This window comes from Microcystis sp. M015S2 (assembly GCF_020245945.1).
Taxonomy (GTDB): domain Bacteria; phylum Cyanobacteriota; class Cyanobacteriia; order Cyanobacteriales; family Microcystaceae; genus Microcystis.
Genome location: NZ_JADBTX010000069.1, coordinates 1 through 15,952, shown reverse-complemented (window position 1 = coordinate 15,952; position 15,952 = coordinate 1). Strand labels below are relative to the sequence as shown.

13 protein-coding genes and 3 pseudogenes are annotated in these 15,952 nt (G+C 40.4%); 4 read left to right on the top strand and 12 right to left on the bottom strand.

The window, feature by feature from the left end; all coding sequences use genetic code 11:
* Positions 1-321 precede the first annotated feature (321 nt).
* Positions 322-1,410 (top strand): isocitrate/isopropylmalate family dehydrogenase, encoded by a 1,089-nt coding sequence (locus IM473_RS13690; protein ID WP_287660342.1) that lies wholly within the window; start codon positions 322-324, stop codon positions 1,408-1,410.
* A 131-nt stretch (positions 1,411-1,541) separates the two neighbouring features.
* Here IM473_RS13690 and IM473_RS13685 read toward each other — a convergent pair whose 3' ends face one another.
* Entirely contained in the window at positions 1,542-2,045 is a 504-nt protein-coding gene (locus IM473_RS13685; protein WP_002798683.1) for a hypothetical protein, read from the bottom strand.
* Positions 2,046-2,335: 290 nt separating this feature from the next.
* On the opposite strand from IM473_RS13685, the gene IM473_RS13680 reads away from it, so the two are divergent.
* On the top strand, positions 2,336-2,650 hold the full coding sequence (locus IM473_RS13680) for a hypothetical protein (protein WP_002786368.1): 315 nt from the start codon (positions 2,336-2,338) through the stop codon (positions 2,648-2,650).
* A 286-nt stretch (positions 2,651-2,936) separates the two neighbouring features.
* Positions 2,937-3,332 (top strand): hypothetical protein, encoded by a 396-nt coding sequence (locus tag IM473_RS13675; RefSeq protein WP_287660341.1) that lies wholly within the window; start codon positions 2,937-2,939, stop codon positions 3,330-3,332.
* A gap of 186 nt (positions 3,333-3,518) precedes the next feature.
* On the opposite strand, the pseudogene IM473_RS22580 reads toward IM473_RS13675, so the two are convergent.
* Positions 3,519-3,793, bottom strand: a pseudogene (locus IM473_RS22580) (hypothetical protein).
* 126 nt (positions 3,794-3,919) lie between these two features.
* Between IM473_RS22580 and IM473_RS13665 the strand changes: the two are divergent.
* Positions 3,920-4,077: pseudogene (locus IM473_RS13665) on the top strand (ISKra4 family transposase); the annotation flags it as partial.
* A 339-nt stretch (positions 4,078-4,416) separates the two neighbouring features.
* Here the strand turns inward: IM473_RS13665 and IM473_RS13660 are convergent.
* From IM473_RS13660 to IM473_RS13615, 10 genes and pseudogenes are all read right to left on the bottom strand, one after another.
* Entirely contained in the window at positions 4,417-5,967 is a 1,551-nt protein-coding gene (locus IM473_RS13660) for a glycosyltransferase family protein (RefSeq protein ID WP_287690487.1), read from the bottom strand.
* Positions 5,968-6,162: 195 nt separating this feature from the next.
* Positions 6,163-7,095 (bottom strand): glycosyltransferase family 2 protein, encoded by a 933-nt coding sequence (locus IM473_RS13655; RefSeq protein WP_287660339.1) that lies wholly within the window; start codon positions 7,093-7,095, stop codon positions 6,163-6,165.
* Positions 7,092-7,517, bottom strand: a complete 426-nt coding sequence (locus IM473_RS13650; RefSeq protein WP_287660338.1) for a GtrA family protein — start codon at positions 7,515-7,517, stop codon at positions 7,092-7,094. The genes IM473_RS13655 and IM473_RS13650 overlap by 4 nt, the downstream gene beginning before the upstream one ends.
* Before the next feature lie 59 nt (positions 7,518-7,576).
* A complete protein-coding gene (locus tag IM473_RS13645) occupies positions 7,577-8,641 on the bottom strand; it encodes an AroB-related putative sugar phosphate phospholyase (cyclizing) (RefSeq protein ID WP_287660337.1) in 1,065 nt (354 codons plus the stop codon).
* A 25-nt stretch (positions 8,642-8,666) separates the two neighbouring features.
* A complete protein-coding gene (locus IM473_RS13640; protein ID WP_287660336.1) occupies positions 8,667-9,350 on the bottom strand; it encodes an SDR family NAD(P)-dependent oxidoreductase in 684 nt (227 codons plus the stop codon).
* Positions 9,325-10,149: an aldolase/citrate lyase family protein gene (locus tag IM473_RS13635; protein WP_004163421.1), complete on the bottom strand. Its 825-nt coding sequence runs from the start codon at positions 10,147-10,149 to the stop codon at positions 9,325-9,327. Before IM473_RS13635 ends, IM473_RS13640 begins: the two co-directional genes overlap by 26 nt.
* Before the next feature lie 56 nt (positions 10,150-10,205).
* Positions 10,206-12,008 (bottom strand): thiamine pyrophosphate-binding protein, encoded by a 1,803-nt coding sequence (locus tag IM473_RS13630; RefSeq protein WP_287660335.1) that lies wholly within the window; start codon positions 12,006-12,008, stop codon positions 10,206-10,208.
* A gap of 435 nt (positions 12,009-12,443) precedes the next feature.
* Positions 12,444-14,384: a glycosyltransferase family protein gene (locus IM473_RS13625; protein ID WP_287660334.1), complete on the bottom strand. Its 1,941-nt coding sequence runs from the start codon at positions 14,382-14,384 to the stop codon at positions 12,444-12,446.
* Positions 14,381-15,433, bottom strand: a complete 1,053-nt coding sequence (locus tag IM473_RS13620) for an NAD-dependent epimerase/dehydratase family protein (RefSeq protein ID WP_287660333.1) — start codon at positions 15,431-15,433, stop codon at positions 14,381-14,383. Before IM473_RS13620 ends, IM473_RS13625 begins: the two co-directional genes overlap by 4 nt.
* Positions 15,434-15,758: 325 nt before the next feature.
* Positions 15,759-15,952: pseudogene (locus IM473_RS13615) on the bottom strand (Uma2 family endonuclease); the annotation flags it as partial.

Here is a 15,952-nt window from a genome sequence, read left to right as displayed (position 1 = left end):
TGATTTCAGTTTTTTCTTTGTCAGTAAGGGTGTCAACAAGGAATATTACAAATTGTTAACCGAGTCTTGAAAGCCTTGTGCTACAAAGGTTTGAAATGTTAAGAAAGATGTGACTAAAGGACAGCTTATCAAGGGGGGCAAAAGGCAAGAGCGAGAATAAATAATCGGTTTTTAATAACCAGATTTGGCATTATATATCTTTTTCTGCAAGATTGATAAAATTACAGAATTAATTAAGGTAAAAAGTATCTTTTTTAGCCGATTAAACGGTCAATTAAGCATTAAGATATACTTGAAAATTTTTATTAAAACTCAAAAATTATGACTGAAAATATCCCCACCATTGTGGTCATGCACGGCGACCAAACTGGAGAAGAACTATTACTAGAAGCCCTGAGAGTATTGCAACCCTCGATAATTCGTCAATCGCTTAACTTTGCCGATTTTGATCTTAGTTTAGCCCAACGTCGCCAGAGTAACAATCAAGTGGTTCATGAGGCCGCCGAAGCGACTCTAAAAACCGGATTAGCTCTCAAAGCTGCCACCATTACCCCAGAAATTAAAGGAGATGTGGGCAGTCCTAACGCTATTTTAAGAGAAGCAATGAATTCTCAGGTAATTCTCCGCATCGGTCGCCGTATCCCCGGCATTCGTCCGATTGGGGGCGTTTATTCTCCCATTGCCATTGTCCGCATGGCCGTTGATGATGCCTACGGGGCCAAAGAATGGCGAGAAACCACTGCCACCGGCGATGAAATTGCCTATCGCACCTCGCGCATTTCTAGAGCTACCAGTCGCGCCGTGGCCGAGTTTACCTTTCAACAGGCCAAAAAAACCGGGGCGCGGGTATTTGGCGGCCCAAAATTCACCGTTAGTGCCACCTACGAAGGGATGTTTAAAGAGGAATTAGACGCGGCGGCCCGAAGACATCCGGAAGTGCGTTATCAACCCCTGTTAATTGATGCAACTTTTGCCCTACTTTTACAAACCGACGGCGAAGCTTTGGTGATTCCCGCACTTAATCGCGATGGCGATTTATTATCTGATTTTGTCTTGCAACTCTATGGCAGTATTGCTGGGGCCGAAAGTTTAGTTTTGGGATTTGATGAGGAGACCTTAGCGGTTAAAACTATTATGGCAGAAGCTCCCCACGGCACGGCCCCGGCTTTAGAGGGCAAAAATATCGCTAATCCCATGGCGATGATTTTAGCCTCGGCAGCTTTGTTAGGTTATATCGAAACTAGCGAGGCGCGTAAAGCTTCCAGGGCAATTTATGAAAGTGTCTTTGAAACTATTCACGAGGGCAAAAAAACCCCCGATTTAGGGGGCCAAATGACCATGAGTGAGTTTACCGATGAGGTGATTCGTCGCGTGGTCAGTAAGTTAGAAGTTTGGTCTGCTTTGGGGTAAGCTGCCGGCACATCTAAACACCGGTTAAGACTGGACTAGGGAAGGGGGAAAAAGCCGTAAGATTGCCTATTCCCTAATACCGAAAGCTTCTTACCTCACTATTCAGATAACCGCGATATTGCCGCTAATAGTTAAGCTAACTTAAAGGCATCTCGCCAACACCAGCGCAACAGGGTAAAAGCGATTAAACCTTTAACCACTTCTAGAAACCAGTAACCAATCTGCAAGGACATCATTTCTCCCGACATTCCCGACGCGGTAACGGGAGCCAGTAAACCCATGGCGCTCAGATTGGGAGTGAGAAAATAGGTGTAAATTAGGGTGATTACTAAGAGAACACCGGCGAATAGGAGCGATCGATGTTCGGGGAGATGGATTAAGGTATGATAGCGGTGGAAGACAACAAAGCTACACAGCACAATCGCCGCACAAACTAATTCCAGATGGTTAAAAATGCCAAATAACAAGTAACCGGCACTGGCAAAGCCATTTTGTGTCATCATGCCAGCTACGGATAAGCTGGGGATAATGATTAAATCGATGACGAAACTGGCACTTAACCAGAAACCAAGAACAACCATGGCTAAGGTTGTCCAATTAAACCAAGACCAATAACGCTCAACAAAAGTTTTCATTAGGCTTGCTCCTCCTTGCCTTTCTAACTTAATTGTAAAGAGCGTTCGCCGAAATTTTGGCCAGTTTTTTGGTAATTCTTAGCAATTCTTAGCAATTCTTAGGAGAGCAACTTAGTTTTCCAGAAGGGCAACCAAACAATACCGCTCTTACCTCTAGATTTGGCTACCCGCTCGGCGCAGAATTGTAAAGATTTATCAACAAGTGTTTATAAAAACCTTTAAATATTGACCAAGCTGACAATTATAGACTTACCCTAAAACAATAACTGACTATCTACGGGTTTACTGTTATGGATAAGGATTTTCGTAACTATCGCATGGTTTGCACCCTCACCTTCGGAGATATTTACGGACAAATAATCGTTTGGTTAATCGTTATTTTTCTTACTCTGGCTTCCACTCTAGCTCTTTGGAGTAGCACTAGACAAATTTTCGCCCTCGCTACCGTGGGGTTAGTCGTCGTCCTCTCTTTGCCTTTTTTACTCTTTGCTTTCGTTACTACCCTCCTCAATCATATTGAATTCGTTCCCATCGAAGCGGAAACCAACATTCGTCGTGGTCCTGTTCCAGGAGTTAGCGGTAGCCGTGTACCCGCGGCCGGCTAAATCCGACCAAATCCCTAATAAATAATCTAGAGACGTTGTCAGCAACGTCTCTAGCAGTTTTTGCCATTGTTTGCGTCGGGGTTTCTCATCCTTGATTTTTGTTAATTTTTGTAAATTTAACTTGTTTTTAAAACCTTTCTCTGGTAGGGATTATCCAGAGAAAAATAGATGAAAATTTGAGGCAAATCACCAAGACAATAATCTTGTTTGCTGCCTGATCCCGGTCAATGATAAATTTTAAAATACTTAGTCTTTTACATTTTCCCAACTCTCGGAGTGATCCCCGATGTTAAAAAATCTCTTTGGTGGCAAAAAATCTGACTTTTACCTAGAACTAAAAGAAACCGATGGTGAACAAAAAGCGACAGCAACCACGGCAGCAGCCCCACCTGTTGTGGAAGCGCCCGCCCCTGCTGTCGAGTCTGCTCCCGCCCCTGTAGCTGAGAAAAAAAACAAAAAAACTTCTGTTAAGAAAGAAAAGCAAGCAAAAGAAACTCCCGCCGCTCCTGTGAGCGCACCGACACCCTTAGCCGCTACTAACGGTAAAGTAGAGCCGCAAGAAGTGGAATTTGCGACAAAATACTTGATTACTCCTAGTATGTCTCGCCGTCGCCCCGGTCCAAGTTTGAATGGTTTCAAAGACATGGCGCGCAAGGCGAAATTACCTGCTAACCGCGGCTAAATCCCCCCGGATTGCTTTCTCAAAAAAAAAAGGAGAGCTTTCTTTGACTCTCCTTTTTCATCAGGGTGCATCTACTGACTCAAGTGTAGCAGAGAGTTTTTTTGGGGTTGGTTATTTAGGTTACTCCCTAGAGTATTTTGGGGATAATTATTACCTGTCTTCTTGGGTAATTTTTAAAACCTAGGACTAGATCGAACTGAGCGAAGCGGTGATCACCACTACCCCGATCTGTTTCCAGTTTTTCAGTTCCCCGACTTTTTCGGCGAGAGCGGTGGTTTTCCCCGTCGCGTTCTCTATAACTTTAACTCGATCTGCTTGCAGCTTAAACCCTCTATCTTCGCGTCTAGGGTTCGGATATCGCCTTTAATTCCCGACTGCCCTAACTCTAAATTCTTCTGTCCGTTTTCCATGCTGGTTAGTCGGTTTTCGATCGCCTTCTGTCCGTTGGCAATAGGGAGCATCTCACTTATGCCATGAGTATTAATGCTTGTAGCTGTTAAAAACTATAAAACCTCGAACCTGATCAGAAAGAGAAATGAGATTATAGTAATTATAACTTACGATTCAAAATATATCTCGATGGCAGCAACAATCCAAATAACTTGGGAGAAATAGAGGAGACTGTCAGAGATTTAATGATCTAGTGTGTTAACCCAGAACTCGGTATTTTTTTATCAAAATAAGTATAGAAGAAACCGCCAGTCGGACGAAAAGAGTAAAAAGTATTTTGGGTGAATTACCAATTATGGTTATTTTTAAGGGGATTTCCGGTTCTTCGTTTTGTCTTATGCAACCTACAGGGTTATAAGGAATGAAACTCTTATAGAGAAAGACATTTGGCGATTTTTGTTAATTGTTTTCGATCTAGAGCGAACTAATCAATTAAATCTCTTGCCAGATAAGGATTTAGTCGATTTATGCCCCCTGATCGAATCATACCAAGTAACGAAGAGCCAGAAACGAAGATAATAAAAGTGACTATTACCGATATTCTGTAAATAATTGACAAAGATTGAACACTTGCCAAGTTACTAAGTAGCCACCACCGTAAATCAATTTGATTATTCACCATTTTTTCACTACTCTATTTTCTCACATAAATCCGAATGCCCTCAACTTCATTCACCATACGATAGTTATTTTCAATCACATTGGCGATTTCGGGATAGGCATCGTGACGATAAATCTTCTTCTCGCCAGCCATCGCATCGACAAAAACCTTTGATTTTGACTTTAATAGATCGTCGGCGAAGAGTTTTAGATAATAAGCCTCATCGGGATTATTATAAAGCGCCCGTTCCATCGCACTGCCTCTGACTCCCTGATACAGTCCAGTCTCGATATATAGATCATTCCTCTTGCCCCAGACCGCGATTGAATCAGTTGGTGAAGCGTATTGCAAGATTGTCCGCACGAGGGGAGTTTGATAATCCTGAAGATATTTTTGGCGTTGAGAGAGATAGGGGTGTTCGCTTTTGATCAAGTTATAGCTCTGTAGGAGGCTGGCCGCAATCATCAATAGCAATATCAAAAACTTTATCTGTTTATAAAAAGCATTATTCTCCGACAATTTAAAAATTTCTCCGATTACCACACCGATCAAAAAACCACAGGGGAAGACAAGAAAAAGAAGATAATGCGGGAAAAGATTACCGGGGCGAACTACGACATAAATAGAAACTACTACGATAAATAGGCTGTAGAAGAAGAAGATAAAAGTATTTGTAAACAATAGCTTTCGCCGCACCATACTTTCCCTAAAAAACAAAATCGTTGCGGCGATGAGAAAAATCGAGGTAATTTGAAATAGTGAACTTGAGTTTAATCGTTTACTACTAGCCATTGATATAAATTGGCTGAACTTTTCCCCGAAGGTTAGGTTCGATAGATTGGCATAAAATAAAAAATTCTGGAGGATATAGCTTCTCCAGAAATCCCCAAACGTTGAAAAAAGAATTAAAAAAAAGAGATTGATGGCAGAAAACAGCAATAAGCCCAATGCGAGCGTAGCTAAACTTTTGAGAAATTGTCGGAGACTTTCTTTTCTGGTCCAAAGTATGTGAGCGAAAATTAAAGTGATTGCCAGCGCAACGGGAAGACCTTGCATTTTTGCGTAGGGCATCATTCCGATAACTGCACCAAAGATAAAAACCATGCGATCGCTAAACTTGCGGGTGTAAACGTAGCAGGTAATCCAAAGAGCAGTACTTAAAATAGCGATCGGGAAATGTTCGCTGCTATAGTGAACAAAGTTACTATGGACTGCCAAGGAGAAAAATAAAACAACCGGGATAGTCGCAATACGGGCGACTCGATTATCGTATAAATATTTAAGCGAGTAATAAAAAAAGATAACGGACAGAATCACTAAAAATAAGCCGATAAGTCGAGCGCTGGCGTAATCGATGCGAATATTCAATAGTCTAGGAATAGTCAGGGGTATAATATTCAGCGGACCCGATGTACCAGTATCAACCGAACGCCAGAAAGCCGGCTCCTTAACCAGTGTCATCGCGGCGGCAATGAATTGATTTTCATCCGAATTAATAGAGGGAGCGAGTAAAACTGGCCAACGACCAGCGAGAATCGCTAACCCCGTCCACGCTAAAAAAACAGGTTCCGAGAAAACCCGCAAGACAAATCTACTAATCTTCGACTCGTTGAAGATTGTAGGAGAAAGTGCTAGAACGACAAATATGAATAATACAATGGTTAGACTTATCCTATATAGATTAGGTAATCCAGATTGGTTTTCTATTGTATTTAATAAAGATAAGCGTAAGTCAAAATTTTCCATGATGAATCAGGGCATTGGTTCGACAGTTATAGATTAATAAAAGTTAATCCGTTCTCGTTCGACAACTAAAGGCCTTTTTAAAATTCTCATGTGCATTAATCCGATATATTCACCGATAATACCGATAAAAAATAATTGCACCGAAGCGAGTAAAAATAGTCCGATCATGATTGGTGCGGTTCCTAAAGGAAAATAATCCCAGAACAACAATTTGGCGATTAAATAACCTAACGCCACTACCAGACTCAAGAGGGACAAAGCAAAGCCTAACATGGTGGCCAGTCTGAGGGGAACTTGGGAGTGACTGGTAATACCCAGCATCGCCTCGCTATAGTATCGATAGAAGTTGTAACTACTAATACCCCGTTTTCGCCGTTGTTGTTGATACTCAAAAGAGAAACTTTCAAAACCCAACTCTTCAATGAGTCCCCTAAAATAGGGATAGGGATCGTTAATCTCTCGTAGAACATTGATGACTTTCTGATCGTATAACCCGAAACCTGTAAAATTTCTAGTAACTCTTATATCTGAAAGATTATCCATTAAATAATAAAAAATTTGTCTGGCAAAATAGAAAAAAGCTCCTTCTTTCATCGGAGTTTTAACCGCTTTAACAACGTTATAGCCTTCTTCCCACTTCTTGACAAATTCTAGGATTAATTCGGGAGGATCTTGCAGATCTGCCACAATAGGAATAACCGCATCTCCATAACACTGAAGAATCCCATAGTAACCAGAACGAACAGGACCAAAATTTCTAGCATTAACGATGACTTTTACCCTGGGGTCTTTTTGAGCAATTTTTTTTAATTCATCTACAGTTTTATCTTGGGAAGCGTTATCGATAAAAAGATGTTCATACTCATAGTTAGGTAACTGATTAAAGACTTCTTTAACTCGCAGGTAAAGGTCTTCAATATTTCCTTCTTCATTATAACAAGGAGTCATAATCGTAATTTTTTTCATTGTGATCCTTCTCTAAAAACAAATAATTTCATTAAAATAAAAGAGATGACAGCCAAAGGAAAAACTAAGATAGCACCAGCGATTAACATCTTAGTTTTTTGCTCGATGCCAATATCAATAGCATCAACAATTCTCAGGGCCTCAACGTTCAACAAGAAAGTCACCACATAAACTAAGACAAAACGAAACATCAATTTGTTGTTTTTGCTGCCAAAAACCAGTCTTCCCGTGGTTTGAAAGTTAAATAAAACTCCCAGAATAGTGGCCAGCAGGACAGCGTACTTATAATTCAGTCCTATCAGTATAAGACTACCATATAAAAAATAACTAAACAGGGTATTTAGTGCGCCAACTAGCAAGAAACGGACAAATTTATATTTTTTAATCAGGTTAACCAATCTATGCTTTTTGATCAGATACATTTTCTTAGTTCATTCCCCCACAAGTTATTAATTATTGATTAGATTATTGTTGCCAAATTTTAACAGATAACTGTCAAAAATTCCTTGAGTAGAGGTCTCACTTGATTCTCTAACTCTAGCGAAACCTTCTCCATTTTACCTTCTCCTCGTGTTAGGATGCAGTTAATTGATCTTCCAGTATTTTTCTTGTCCAGTTTAATTGCTCCTAAAATAAGCTCTAAAATATTGGAGGTTAACTCTTGGTTATAAGGCTCATAATAAGGTTTCAAAAACTCTTGCAAATTCTCAAAATATCCCGATTCTACCATTCCTAGTCTTTCGGAAAAGAAGGTAGCCGTAAGCACCCCTAAAGTTACAGCAATTCCATGGGGAATTTTATAGTTAGTGGCCGATTCATAAGCGTGTCCAAAAGTATGCCCATAATTTAAAATATTTCTAATTCCCTTGTCAAACTCATCCCGCTCAATGTAACGTTTCTTGATATTTAGAGCATCTAAAATTAGATTTTGAATCTCTAAAAAATCTGCCGATAGTTTTTGAAGATTAATTTTCATTTGTTGAACTTCAGATTCACCAGCCAGTAAATTTAGCTTGATAATTTCCCCCAACCCAGAGCGAATTTCATCAGAGGGTAAGGTCTTCAATACAGAAAAAACGAGAATAATCTCATGGGGGGGATAAAATGTCCCGATTTGGTTTTTGAAGTTTTGAATATTGATGGAGCTTTTACTGCCAATACAACTATCACATTGAGCTAATAAGGTAGTAGGAATTAATATCCATTTAATCCCCCTAAATAAAACGGAAGATATAAAACAGCCAATATCTTGAATGACTCCACCTCCAATTACTAGCAAGGTACAGTCTTTCCTAAAACCTAATTCCAAGAGGTTTAAAAAAATTGGTGTGAGTCGTTCAAAAGATTTTTGTTCCTCCGTAGCCTCTATTTTTAGGAGAGGGCGATCAGACAAAACTTCTTCTATTGGCTGTGAGTACAGGTGAAAAACGTTACTATCAACTAAAGTAAAAACGGTCTTGTCTTTAACAGCTTGTGTTAAAGCATCTTTTAAGCCTTCCTTGACTTCAACACAGTAGGGGTGAAATTGACTTTGGATTTCTAGCATAACTCAAAGACCTTAAAATCAGGGTTTATTTACAGGTGAAGCCGCCATCAATCACTAGATTTTGTCCGGTGAGATAGGTATTTTCTTCCGAACACAAAAAAATAACTAGCTTGGCAATTTCATGGGGTTGGGCAAGACGTTGTAAGGGAATGGTAGCAGTAATTGCCGCTAACTGTTCAGGGGAATTATTGACAAAGGTTAACTCGGTTTCCACATATCCCGGACAAACCGCGTTTACGAGAATACCATAGGGAGCCAATTCCACTGCCGCAGTCCGGGTCAAACCGTTTAACCCTGCTTTAGTTGCCGAGTAAGCAGAGCGGTTTTCTCTGGTGACTAAACTAAAGATAGAGCTTATATTGACTATCCTTCCCCACTTTTGGGCTTTCATATAGGGAGAGAACCCTCTAATTAGGGCCATGGGGGCAGTCAAATTCACCTGAAGCATAATTTGCCAGTCCTCATCTTTGACATGGGTAAGTTCATTGAGAAGATTAATCCCAGCATTATTGATGATTATGTCAAACCCCGTCCCCTGCTCGGAAGCGATATAAGCGGCAATGGACTCCATGCGGGAAAGATCCAAGACATCCCGTGTTGGGGCAATTACTTCAACGCCTTGGTCTTCCAATAATGAGGCCATGGCGGACCCAAGTCCGCGAGAACCTCCAGTAATCAAGGCTTTATGATGCTTTGTTAGATTTACCATAGAGTAATTTATTAATTGAACTGCGGTAGCGTTCTTCCATCATTTCTAAGCGACTATCATCTTCTCGATGAATTGCCCCATAGTAATTCTTTTTATTCTTCAGCCACATAAGCTCAAACTCAACCGCCTTCAAAAAAGCCTCCTCCGGGTTATTGATGGCTTCCGGACAACGGAAGACAACCTTTCGGGTTTCAAAGCGATCAAGATGTCCTTCAGGAAAGGCTTTAAAGAAAGGTAATGAATGAACGGAAACCCCACCGCCTACAACCACCTTTAACCCCGCTGATTTCGCTTTTTCAGCAATTTTCAAGGCAATATCTAGGACTTGATCGCTATTAATATCTTCACGAGTCAATCCCATAGAACCAGACAAGTCAACTCGCCCAATCACCACCCCACTTAAAGACTTGATTTCGGGCAAGGATAACATTTCATCAAAGTTTTTGAAAGCTGTAATCGTTTCTAAGTTAATCAGAAATTCTACATCTTGTTTTTGATCACTGCTAAAGCCGATATTGATCGCATTCAGGTATTTTTTCAAGGCGTAGGCCGTTTCTACCATGGGAGCAATTACCCGTTCAGCCCCTAAGCTAGTAGCATCAAACATATCCTTGATGGCCTCACAGCCACCAATTTTTAAGTTTAAACCCAAGCCGGCTGTAAGACTAACCTCTTTGAGGCGCATTGCTTCTTCCATGCGGGTGCCTTCCGCTTCAAATTCGGCCTTGACTCCACAAACGTTATAGTTCTCCTTTAATTCCAATAAAAGTTCCACCATTCGTTTTTCCATCGAGTTCATAGTTTTTCTGCTCCTTGGTTAGCTAGTTTTAAGTTTGAACTTGAAAGGAGTATAACCTATTCAGTCAAGGGCGCAACAATCATATTACTCATAAACTCATCCCGATCTAGGAAGGGGGATAAATCTTCTAAGGGAGAAGATACCATGCGCCCATCATCCAAGCGACGAGAAGACAACTTAGGAGCAAAGGGTTGATTGAGGTCAAGAAACACCTCGCAGATCTGAGAACCTTCCCCGGCAAGGGTTTCTTGAATAGCTTCCCGCATAGTTGAATGTTCTCGGCAAAGTCGGTAAGGAATCCCATAGGCCGCCGCTAACTTTTCAAAACTGGGAAAGGTCACGCCACTTTCCGGTCCACAACCGACAATATTATCGGCAAAGAAATTCTGCTGAGTTTGACGAATCGAGTGATAGCCTTGATTATTGAGGACAAAAATCTTGATAGGCAGTTGATATCCCACCAGGGTTTGTAATTCTTGTAGGTTTAATTGAATGCTGCCATCTCCCGCAATACAAATCACTCGCCGCTTACCACTGGCAATACAGGCCCCGATCGCCGCCGGTAGATCGTATCCCATGGAGGCACAACCAGAGTTAGTATAGAGGCGCTGTCCCTCTTTGATTGATGCCGCTTGAAATGTCGTCACACAAGCAGTTCCATCACCGGTCACGACTATTTCTCCCGGGGGGAGTTCCTTAAAGAGTGCTTGAGCAAAGCAATAAGGGTTAACTGCTCCTTGTGTTAGCCAATATTCGGGTAAGACAGTGGGATATTTTTCCTTACGAAGCAAACACCAGTCTAGCCACTGTTGATGGTGTTGTGTTGGCTCAACTTGATGTTGCAGTAAATGCGCCAAGAAGTCGGCTACATCAGCATGAACAGGTATATCCGGCTTGAGCGTTGGCTTTTTCAGTTCTGATTCGTCAATATCCACGATAATCTTATAGGCTTCCCGGGCAAAATTTTCCCAGTTATAGCTCACCTGGCGGATGTTGAGCCGGCAACCTAAAACTAATAAGAAATCAGCATTTTGGACGGCAAAATTACCAGGGCGATCGCCGACCGTGCCGGGCCTACCAATATAGTAAGGATGATCGTTCCAGATCAGATCGTGAGCGTTCCAAGCTGTAACTACGGGGATTTTCCAAGTATTCACTAAGCGCAGGAAGTCTTCATAAGCCCTCCCTAAACGAATTCCCGATCCAGCGTAGATAACCGGGCGTTCGGCGGTTTTCAGTCGGTTGATAACTTGTTCACAGGTGGCCGCTAGATTGGTAGTAGTATAGTTGATGGCATCTTCTTTAGGGTCGTAGCCCGGTAGAGATGTGGGATCAATCTTAGCTCCTTGAACATTCATCGGGATATCCAACCAGCAAGGACCGGGACGGCCAGATTGAGCCAGATGTAACGCTCTTTCGAGATGGTAGCGAATTGACTGGGGCTCTGTCACCATCACCGCGTATTTAGTGATCGGTTCCACCAATTTAACAATGTCAATTTCCTGATCTCCCAATTGTCTGAGGGGTAAGTCTGTACTTCTGACCACGGTTTCCCATTTCACCTGTCCGGAAATAACGATCATGCCGATGGAATCTGTCCACGCTCCATAGACTCCGGTAATGGCATTGGTTCCCCCCGGTCCTGTGGTTACATTCAGGGCGGCCAGGCGATTGGTTAACCGATAGTAGCTTTCGGCCGCCATAGCACAAGCTTGTTCGTGGTGGCAACAGGTGTAGGATAGTCCTGGACAGCGCCCGAAAGCATCATTCAGGTGCATCGCCCCACCACCAGTCAGCAAGAAAACATCATGGATGCCATGTTCTACAAGGGTTTGGGCGATATAGTCGGCAACTCTCATCGGGGTTTCGCTCTTAGATTCGCTAATTTGGTTGACATTATTATATAGGATGTAAGTAGGTTAACACCCGGTATAAGAATTTTAGCGATATAGAGATATAAGTTAACATTTTTTTGAAACCCATGCTAGTCAATGATTTCAGAATTATAATTTCTACCTTGATATACTTTGGTATATTTTAACGGTTACACCTTGGTATCGGATTGAATCCTTGAGAATATATTGAGCGTTATTTCCTAAAGCTTCCTGAGATAACAAATATTATTCAAGTTCCCTGTGAGAGGCATTAGGTTGAAACACTTTCCAGGAATGAAGACATTACAAGCGTCATAAAAAAAGGCAAGATATACCAGAGAATTGTCGCTCTTTTTTAACCAATCTAAAAGCTCCTGAATCTTTATTGGGTCTGCCACATCATACAAAAAAATTTTTTCATCATTTCCCTTCCATATCCGTTTTTTTACTCAAAATGCTTATCGACGAGTAGGAAGTTTTGTCTTGAGAATAATTGTTCATCAGCAGGTTTACTCTTTTCTCTGAAAGATTTACGAATTGGTTAAAAAAAGGACAACCTTGGCACTGAGGATAAATTAAATACTGATAATCATACTGATTAAATTTATCTGTTAACTCATCCTCTTTTTCTTCTGGAAAACCATAACCAGAATGCCAAAATAGGGGAAGATACTTGGGAGATTGTATCCCGTAAGCTGCCCAACCAAAATCAAATCTTCCTCCGAAATATACCCTTGAATTTGGATGCGAGTTCAAAAAATCTTGAATTTCATCAAGTGCTGTTGCGAATCTTTCGCTGACAATCATATTTTCAAAGAATTTGTTATTCTTGACTTTGACATAATTAGCTGTTGTATCCCATTCAAAATAATAGCCATAGCCTATTTTTTCTACTCGGTGGCGGAGACCGCCGAGAGTTAATCCTAAAACAGTTAGAAGCAAAAATATACAGAGAACAATTTTGATAATAACATAATTCTTTCCTAGAGACTTGTCTTCCTCATTCTCAGAAAATGTATGTTCTGAGATGTTAGATAAAATTGGAATAGATACACTCAACCATATTGGTAAAAAATCAACTATTTTAGGTTCAGAATTAGAAAACCAGCCATATAAACCTATGAATCCAGAGAGTAACAACACATAACCTTCCAGTGACATCGGTAATTTGACATGACCTGAAAATAAACAATTTGAGGGCTTGACCAACTTTAAAGATATACTAATAGGGTTATTTAAAACTAAAGGTAAAAGAGCCGCAGCAAATAATAATAAAGCACCAGTTTTCTCTATGGGAGAAATATCTTTCCATCCCGCAGCCAAATTTACTCCCCTTTTAGAAACTGCAAGAGAACCACTTATAATGTCAGGTAGGGTCAGATGATTAAAATGTAAAAAAACTACTAGGATCAAGATAGCCGACAAGGTAGAAGCGACAACGAATAGCCTATGTCGCCGTGATGAAAACAAAATGATAGAAAAAGCTAGTATTGCTAAACCAGCAATATTAGCTTTCATCGTAAACATCAAGAATAGAGAGAGGATGTAAGATAATATAGTAAACCAAGAAAACTGATTTCTACATATCAGAACAGTTGAGAACAAATAGATAGCAAAAGTTATAGTGGTGACAGGATTGTACCACCAAAAGGAGCAAAAGAGAAGTGTCAGCGATTGGCAACAGAATGCCACTATAATTGCAACATACGGTTGGCGGAATATTCTTATTAATAAAAAATAAGACCAAACAAAAGTTATGATTGAGTATAGTGCAGTTATCTTTAGGATGGATACCCAAGAAACACCGAATAAATCAAAAGCATACTTTGCTCCTAAGTAAAAAGAAGGCGGAACGGTACAAATAAAATCTCTGTAGGGGATTTGACCATTATACAAACGCCATCCAACATCAACAATAATACCCATATCTCCACTTCCGAATTGACGATTTCCTCCACTAGTAATAAAAGACCAGAGGAAAAATGATAAACCAATCAGCATGGATAAAATTACTGCATTTGAGTTGATTTGTAGTTTTTTCAGACCCTCCTTTTTTTCTAAAATAAGAGATGATATTTTGTAAGAAATTGGTATGCTAATCAATAGAAATGAACATAAAACTAGAGTGCTTTTTATCCCCCCCAATAATGCAAGGTACCACATCCTTTCTGTAGCAACACTCTTTTTGGCAAGATTTATCCTAGTAATTATTTTCCAAAGTATTGACTTAGATGATTGATTATCTATAGGGTCAAGAATAAAATTTTTCACCAGAGAAAAATTGTCTAGGTTAAGGGCAATTATGAGCAAAAATATGCCAACAAATAAAGCTAAGTATATATAATTTATTTTTTTCATCATCGATTATGGAGGATAGTTGGCTGAAGATAATCAATCGTTTTAACGATTCCTTCATATAAGGAAATTAGGGGTTTAAGTTGTAACTCATCAAAAGCCCTCTGAACTGAAGGAACGTAACGTTCAGCAGGTTTACCGGGGATAGGTTCTTTAGCTATAATTACCTCGACTTTTGATGCAAATGTACTGGCAACAACCTCGGCCAATTCAGCGATAGTTAAATCCTCATCTGAACCGACATTGTAAGGGTAGCATGATTTTCCCTTAAACAAAATTGTCCACAGCCAAATCGCCAAATCCGCCGCGTAGAGGTAAGAACGATAAGGACTACCATCCCCCTGGATGAGAATCGGACCCCCCGTCATACCATCTAGAATGAAATTACCAATAGCAAAATGGGTATCCAGGGGCAAATAGGGACCGACAAAGGCAAAGCAGCGAGCAATTTTCGTTTCTAAGCCCTGTTGTTTAGCATAGAGAGTACAGAGCATTTCCGCGGCTCGTTTTCCTTCGGCATAAGCATAACCCGGATTAGTTAAATCAGGAGAGCCTAAATAGTCTTCGGAAACATGGGTTATTTCTGGGGGTTGTTTGCCATAAACGGCACCGGAACTGGTTAATAAGAACTTTTTAGCCTGACAAAATTTAGCAAATTCTAAAGTATGCCTTGTTCCCTCAATAATCGTATCAAACATCAGTAAGGGATCTTCTTGATTGAGCTTGGCACTCGCTTCAGTTGCACCATGAATGATATAAGAAAACTCTCCTTCAGGAAACTCAAATGACCTAACATCACCGCTATGGAATTGAATAGCGGGATGATTGGCTAAATGAGGAGCTTTTTGCCTGAAACTATCAGGATTTCTGGTTAAAACAACCGCCGATGCTTTTAAGTCTAGCTGATCATTAGCCCAGATAAAACTCTCTAATAACCAACAGCCAAAAAAGCCTGTACCTCCAGTAATAAATATTCGTTGTCCCCGCAATTCTTCCCAGAGGGTTTTAGTATGGGCAAGAATATGATTTAAGTCGTTTGTTAGAAGATTGGTCATCAGAGCATATTACACCAGCTATGGACATTATGATAGATAAGGAATTACATTTTCTCTTTTATCTTTATTATTCAATCCTTCTTTGATAATTAAAACTCCAAGTATTAACCTCAATAGAGGACTCAATATGACAATAATAATCAGTCCTTATGCTGTCATTTGCGGAAGGATAAAGTAGTTTTTCAGGATTAACAAAAGCCCAAAAATAATAACATACACTAAATCATATTTACTTTGTTTTTCTTCATTGACAAAAAAAGCTAAATGTATATAGAAGTCAACAAAAGTAAGGTGAGAGACAGTAAAGAATAAGGTTTGTTTTCTATCACACACTATCATCAATGTCAACTCCTAGCGATCGCAATTTTGCCGCCAAGCGTTCAGCCCGTTGCTTTTCCTGCTCGGCCAACTCCTCTATGGTGGGGAGCAATTGCCCCTCTGCTGTTGCCCAACGTAGCCAAGTAATCGGCTCTTGTTCATCCCCATAAATTCCCTGCCACCGCACTAACACTAGCCCTA

Bases quoted from the DNA above. Each gene is read 5' to 3' on its own strand.
- IM473_RS13625 (WP_287660334.1), bottom strand. From the start codon at position 14,384: ATGATGAAAAAAATAAATTATATATACTTAGCTTTATTTGTTGGCATA.
- IM473_RS13640 (WP_287660336.1), bottom strand. From the start codon at position 9,350: ATGGTAAATCTAACAAAGCATCATAAAGCCTTGATTACTGGAGGTTCT.
- IM473_RS13690 (WP_287660342.1), top strand. From the start codon at position 322: ATGACTGAAAATATCCCCACCATTGTGGTCATGCACGGCGACCAAACT.
- IM473_RS13680 (WP_002786368.1), top strand. From the start codon at position 2,336: ATGGATAAGGATTTTCGTAACTATCGCATGGTTTGCACCCTCACCTTC.
- IM473_RS13655 (WP_287660339.1), bottom strand. From the start codon at position 7,095: ATGAAAAAAATTACGATTATGACTCCTTGTTATAATGAAGAAGGAAAT.
- IM473_RS13645 (WP_287660337.1), bottom strand. From the start codon at position 8,641: ATGCTAGAAATCCAAAGTCAATTTCACCCCTACTGTGTTGAAGTCAAG.
- IM473_RS13675 (WP_287660341.1), top strand. From the start codon at position 2,937: ATGTTAAAAAATCTCTTTGGTGGCAAAAAATCTGACTTTTACCTAGAA.
- IM473_RS13650 (WP_287660338.1), bottom strand. From the start codon at position 7,517: ATGTATCTGATCAAAAAGCATAGATTGGTTAACCTGATTAAAAAATAT.
- IM473_RS13635 (WP_004163421.1), bottom strand. From the start codon at position 10,149: ATGAACTCGATGGAAAAACGAATGGTGGAACTTTTATTGGAATTAAAG.
- IM473_RS13685 (WP_002798683.1), bottom strand. From the start codon at position 2,045: ATGAAAACTTTTGTTGAGCGTTATTGGTCTTGGTTTAATTGGACAACC.
- IM473_RS13630 (WP_287660335.1), bottom strand. From the start codon at position 12,008: ATGAGAGTTGCCGACTATATCGCCCAAACCCTTGTAGAACATGGCATC.
- IM473_RS13620 (WP_287660333.1), bottom strand. From the start codon at position 15,433: ATGACCAATCTTCTAACAAACGACTTAAATCATATTCTTGCCCATACT.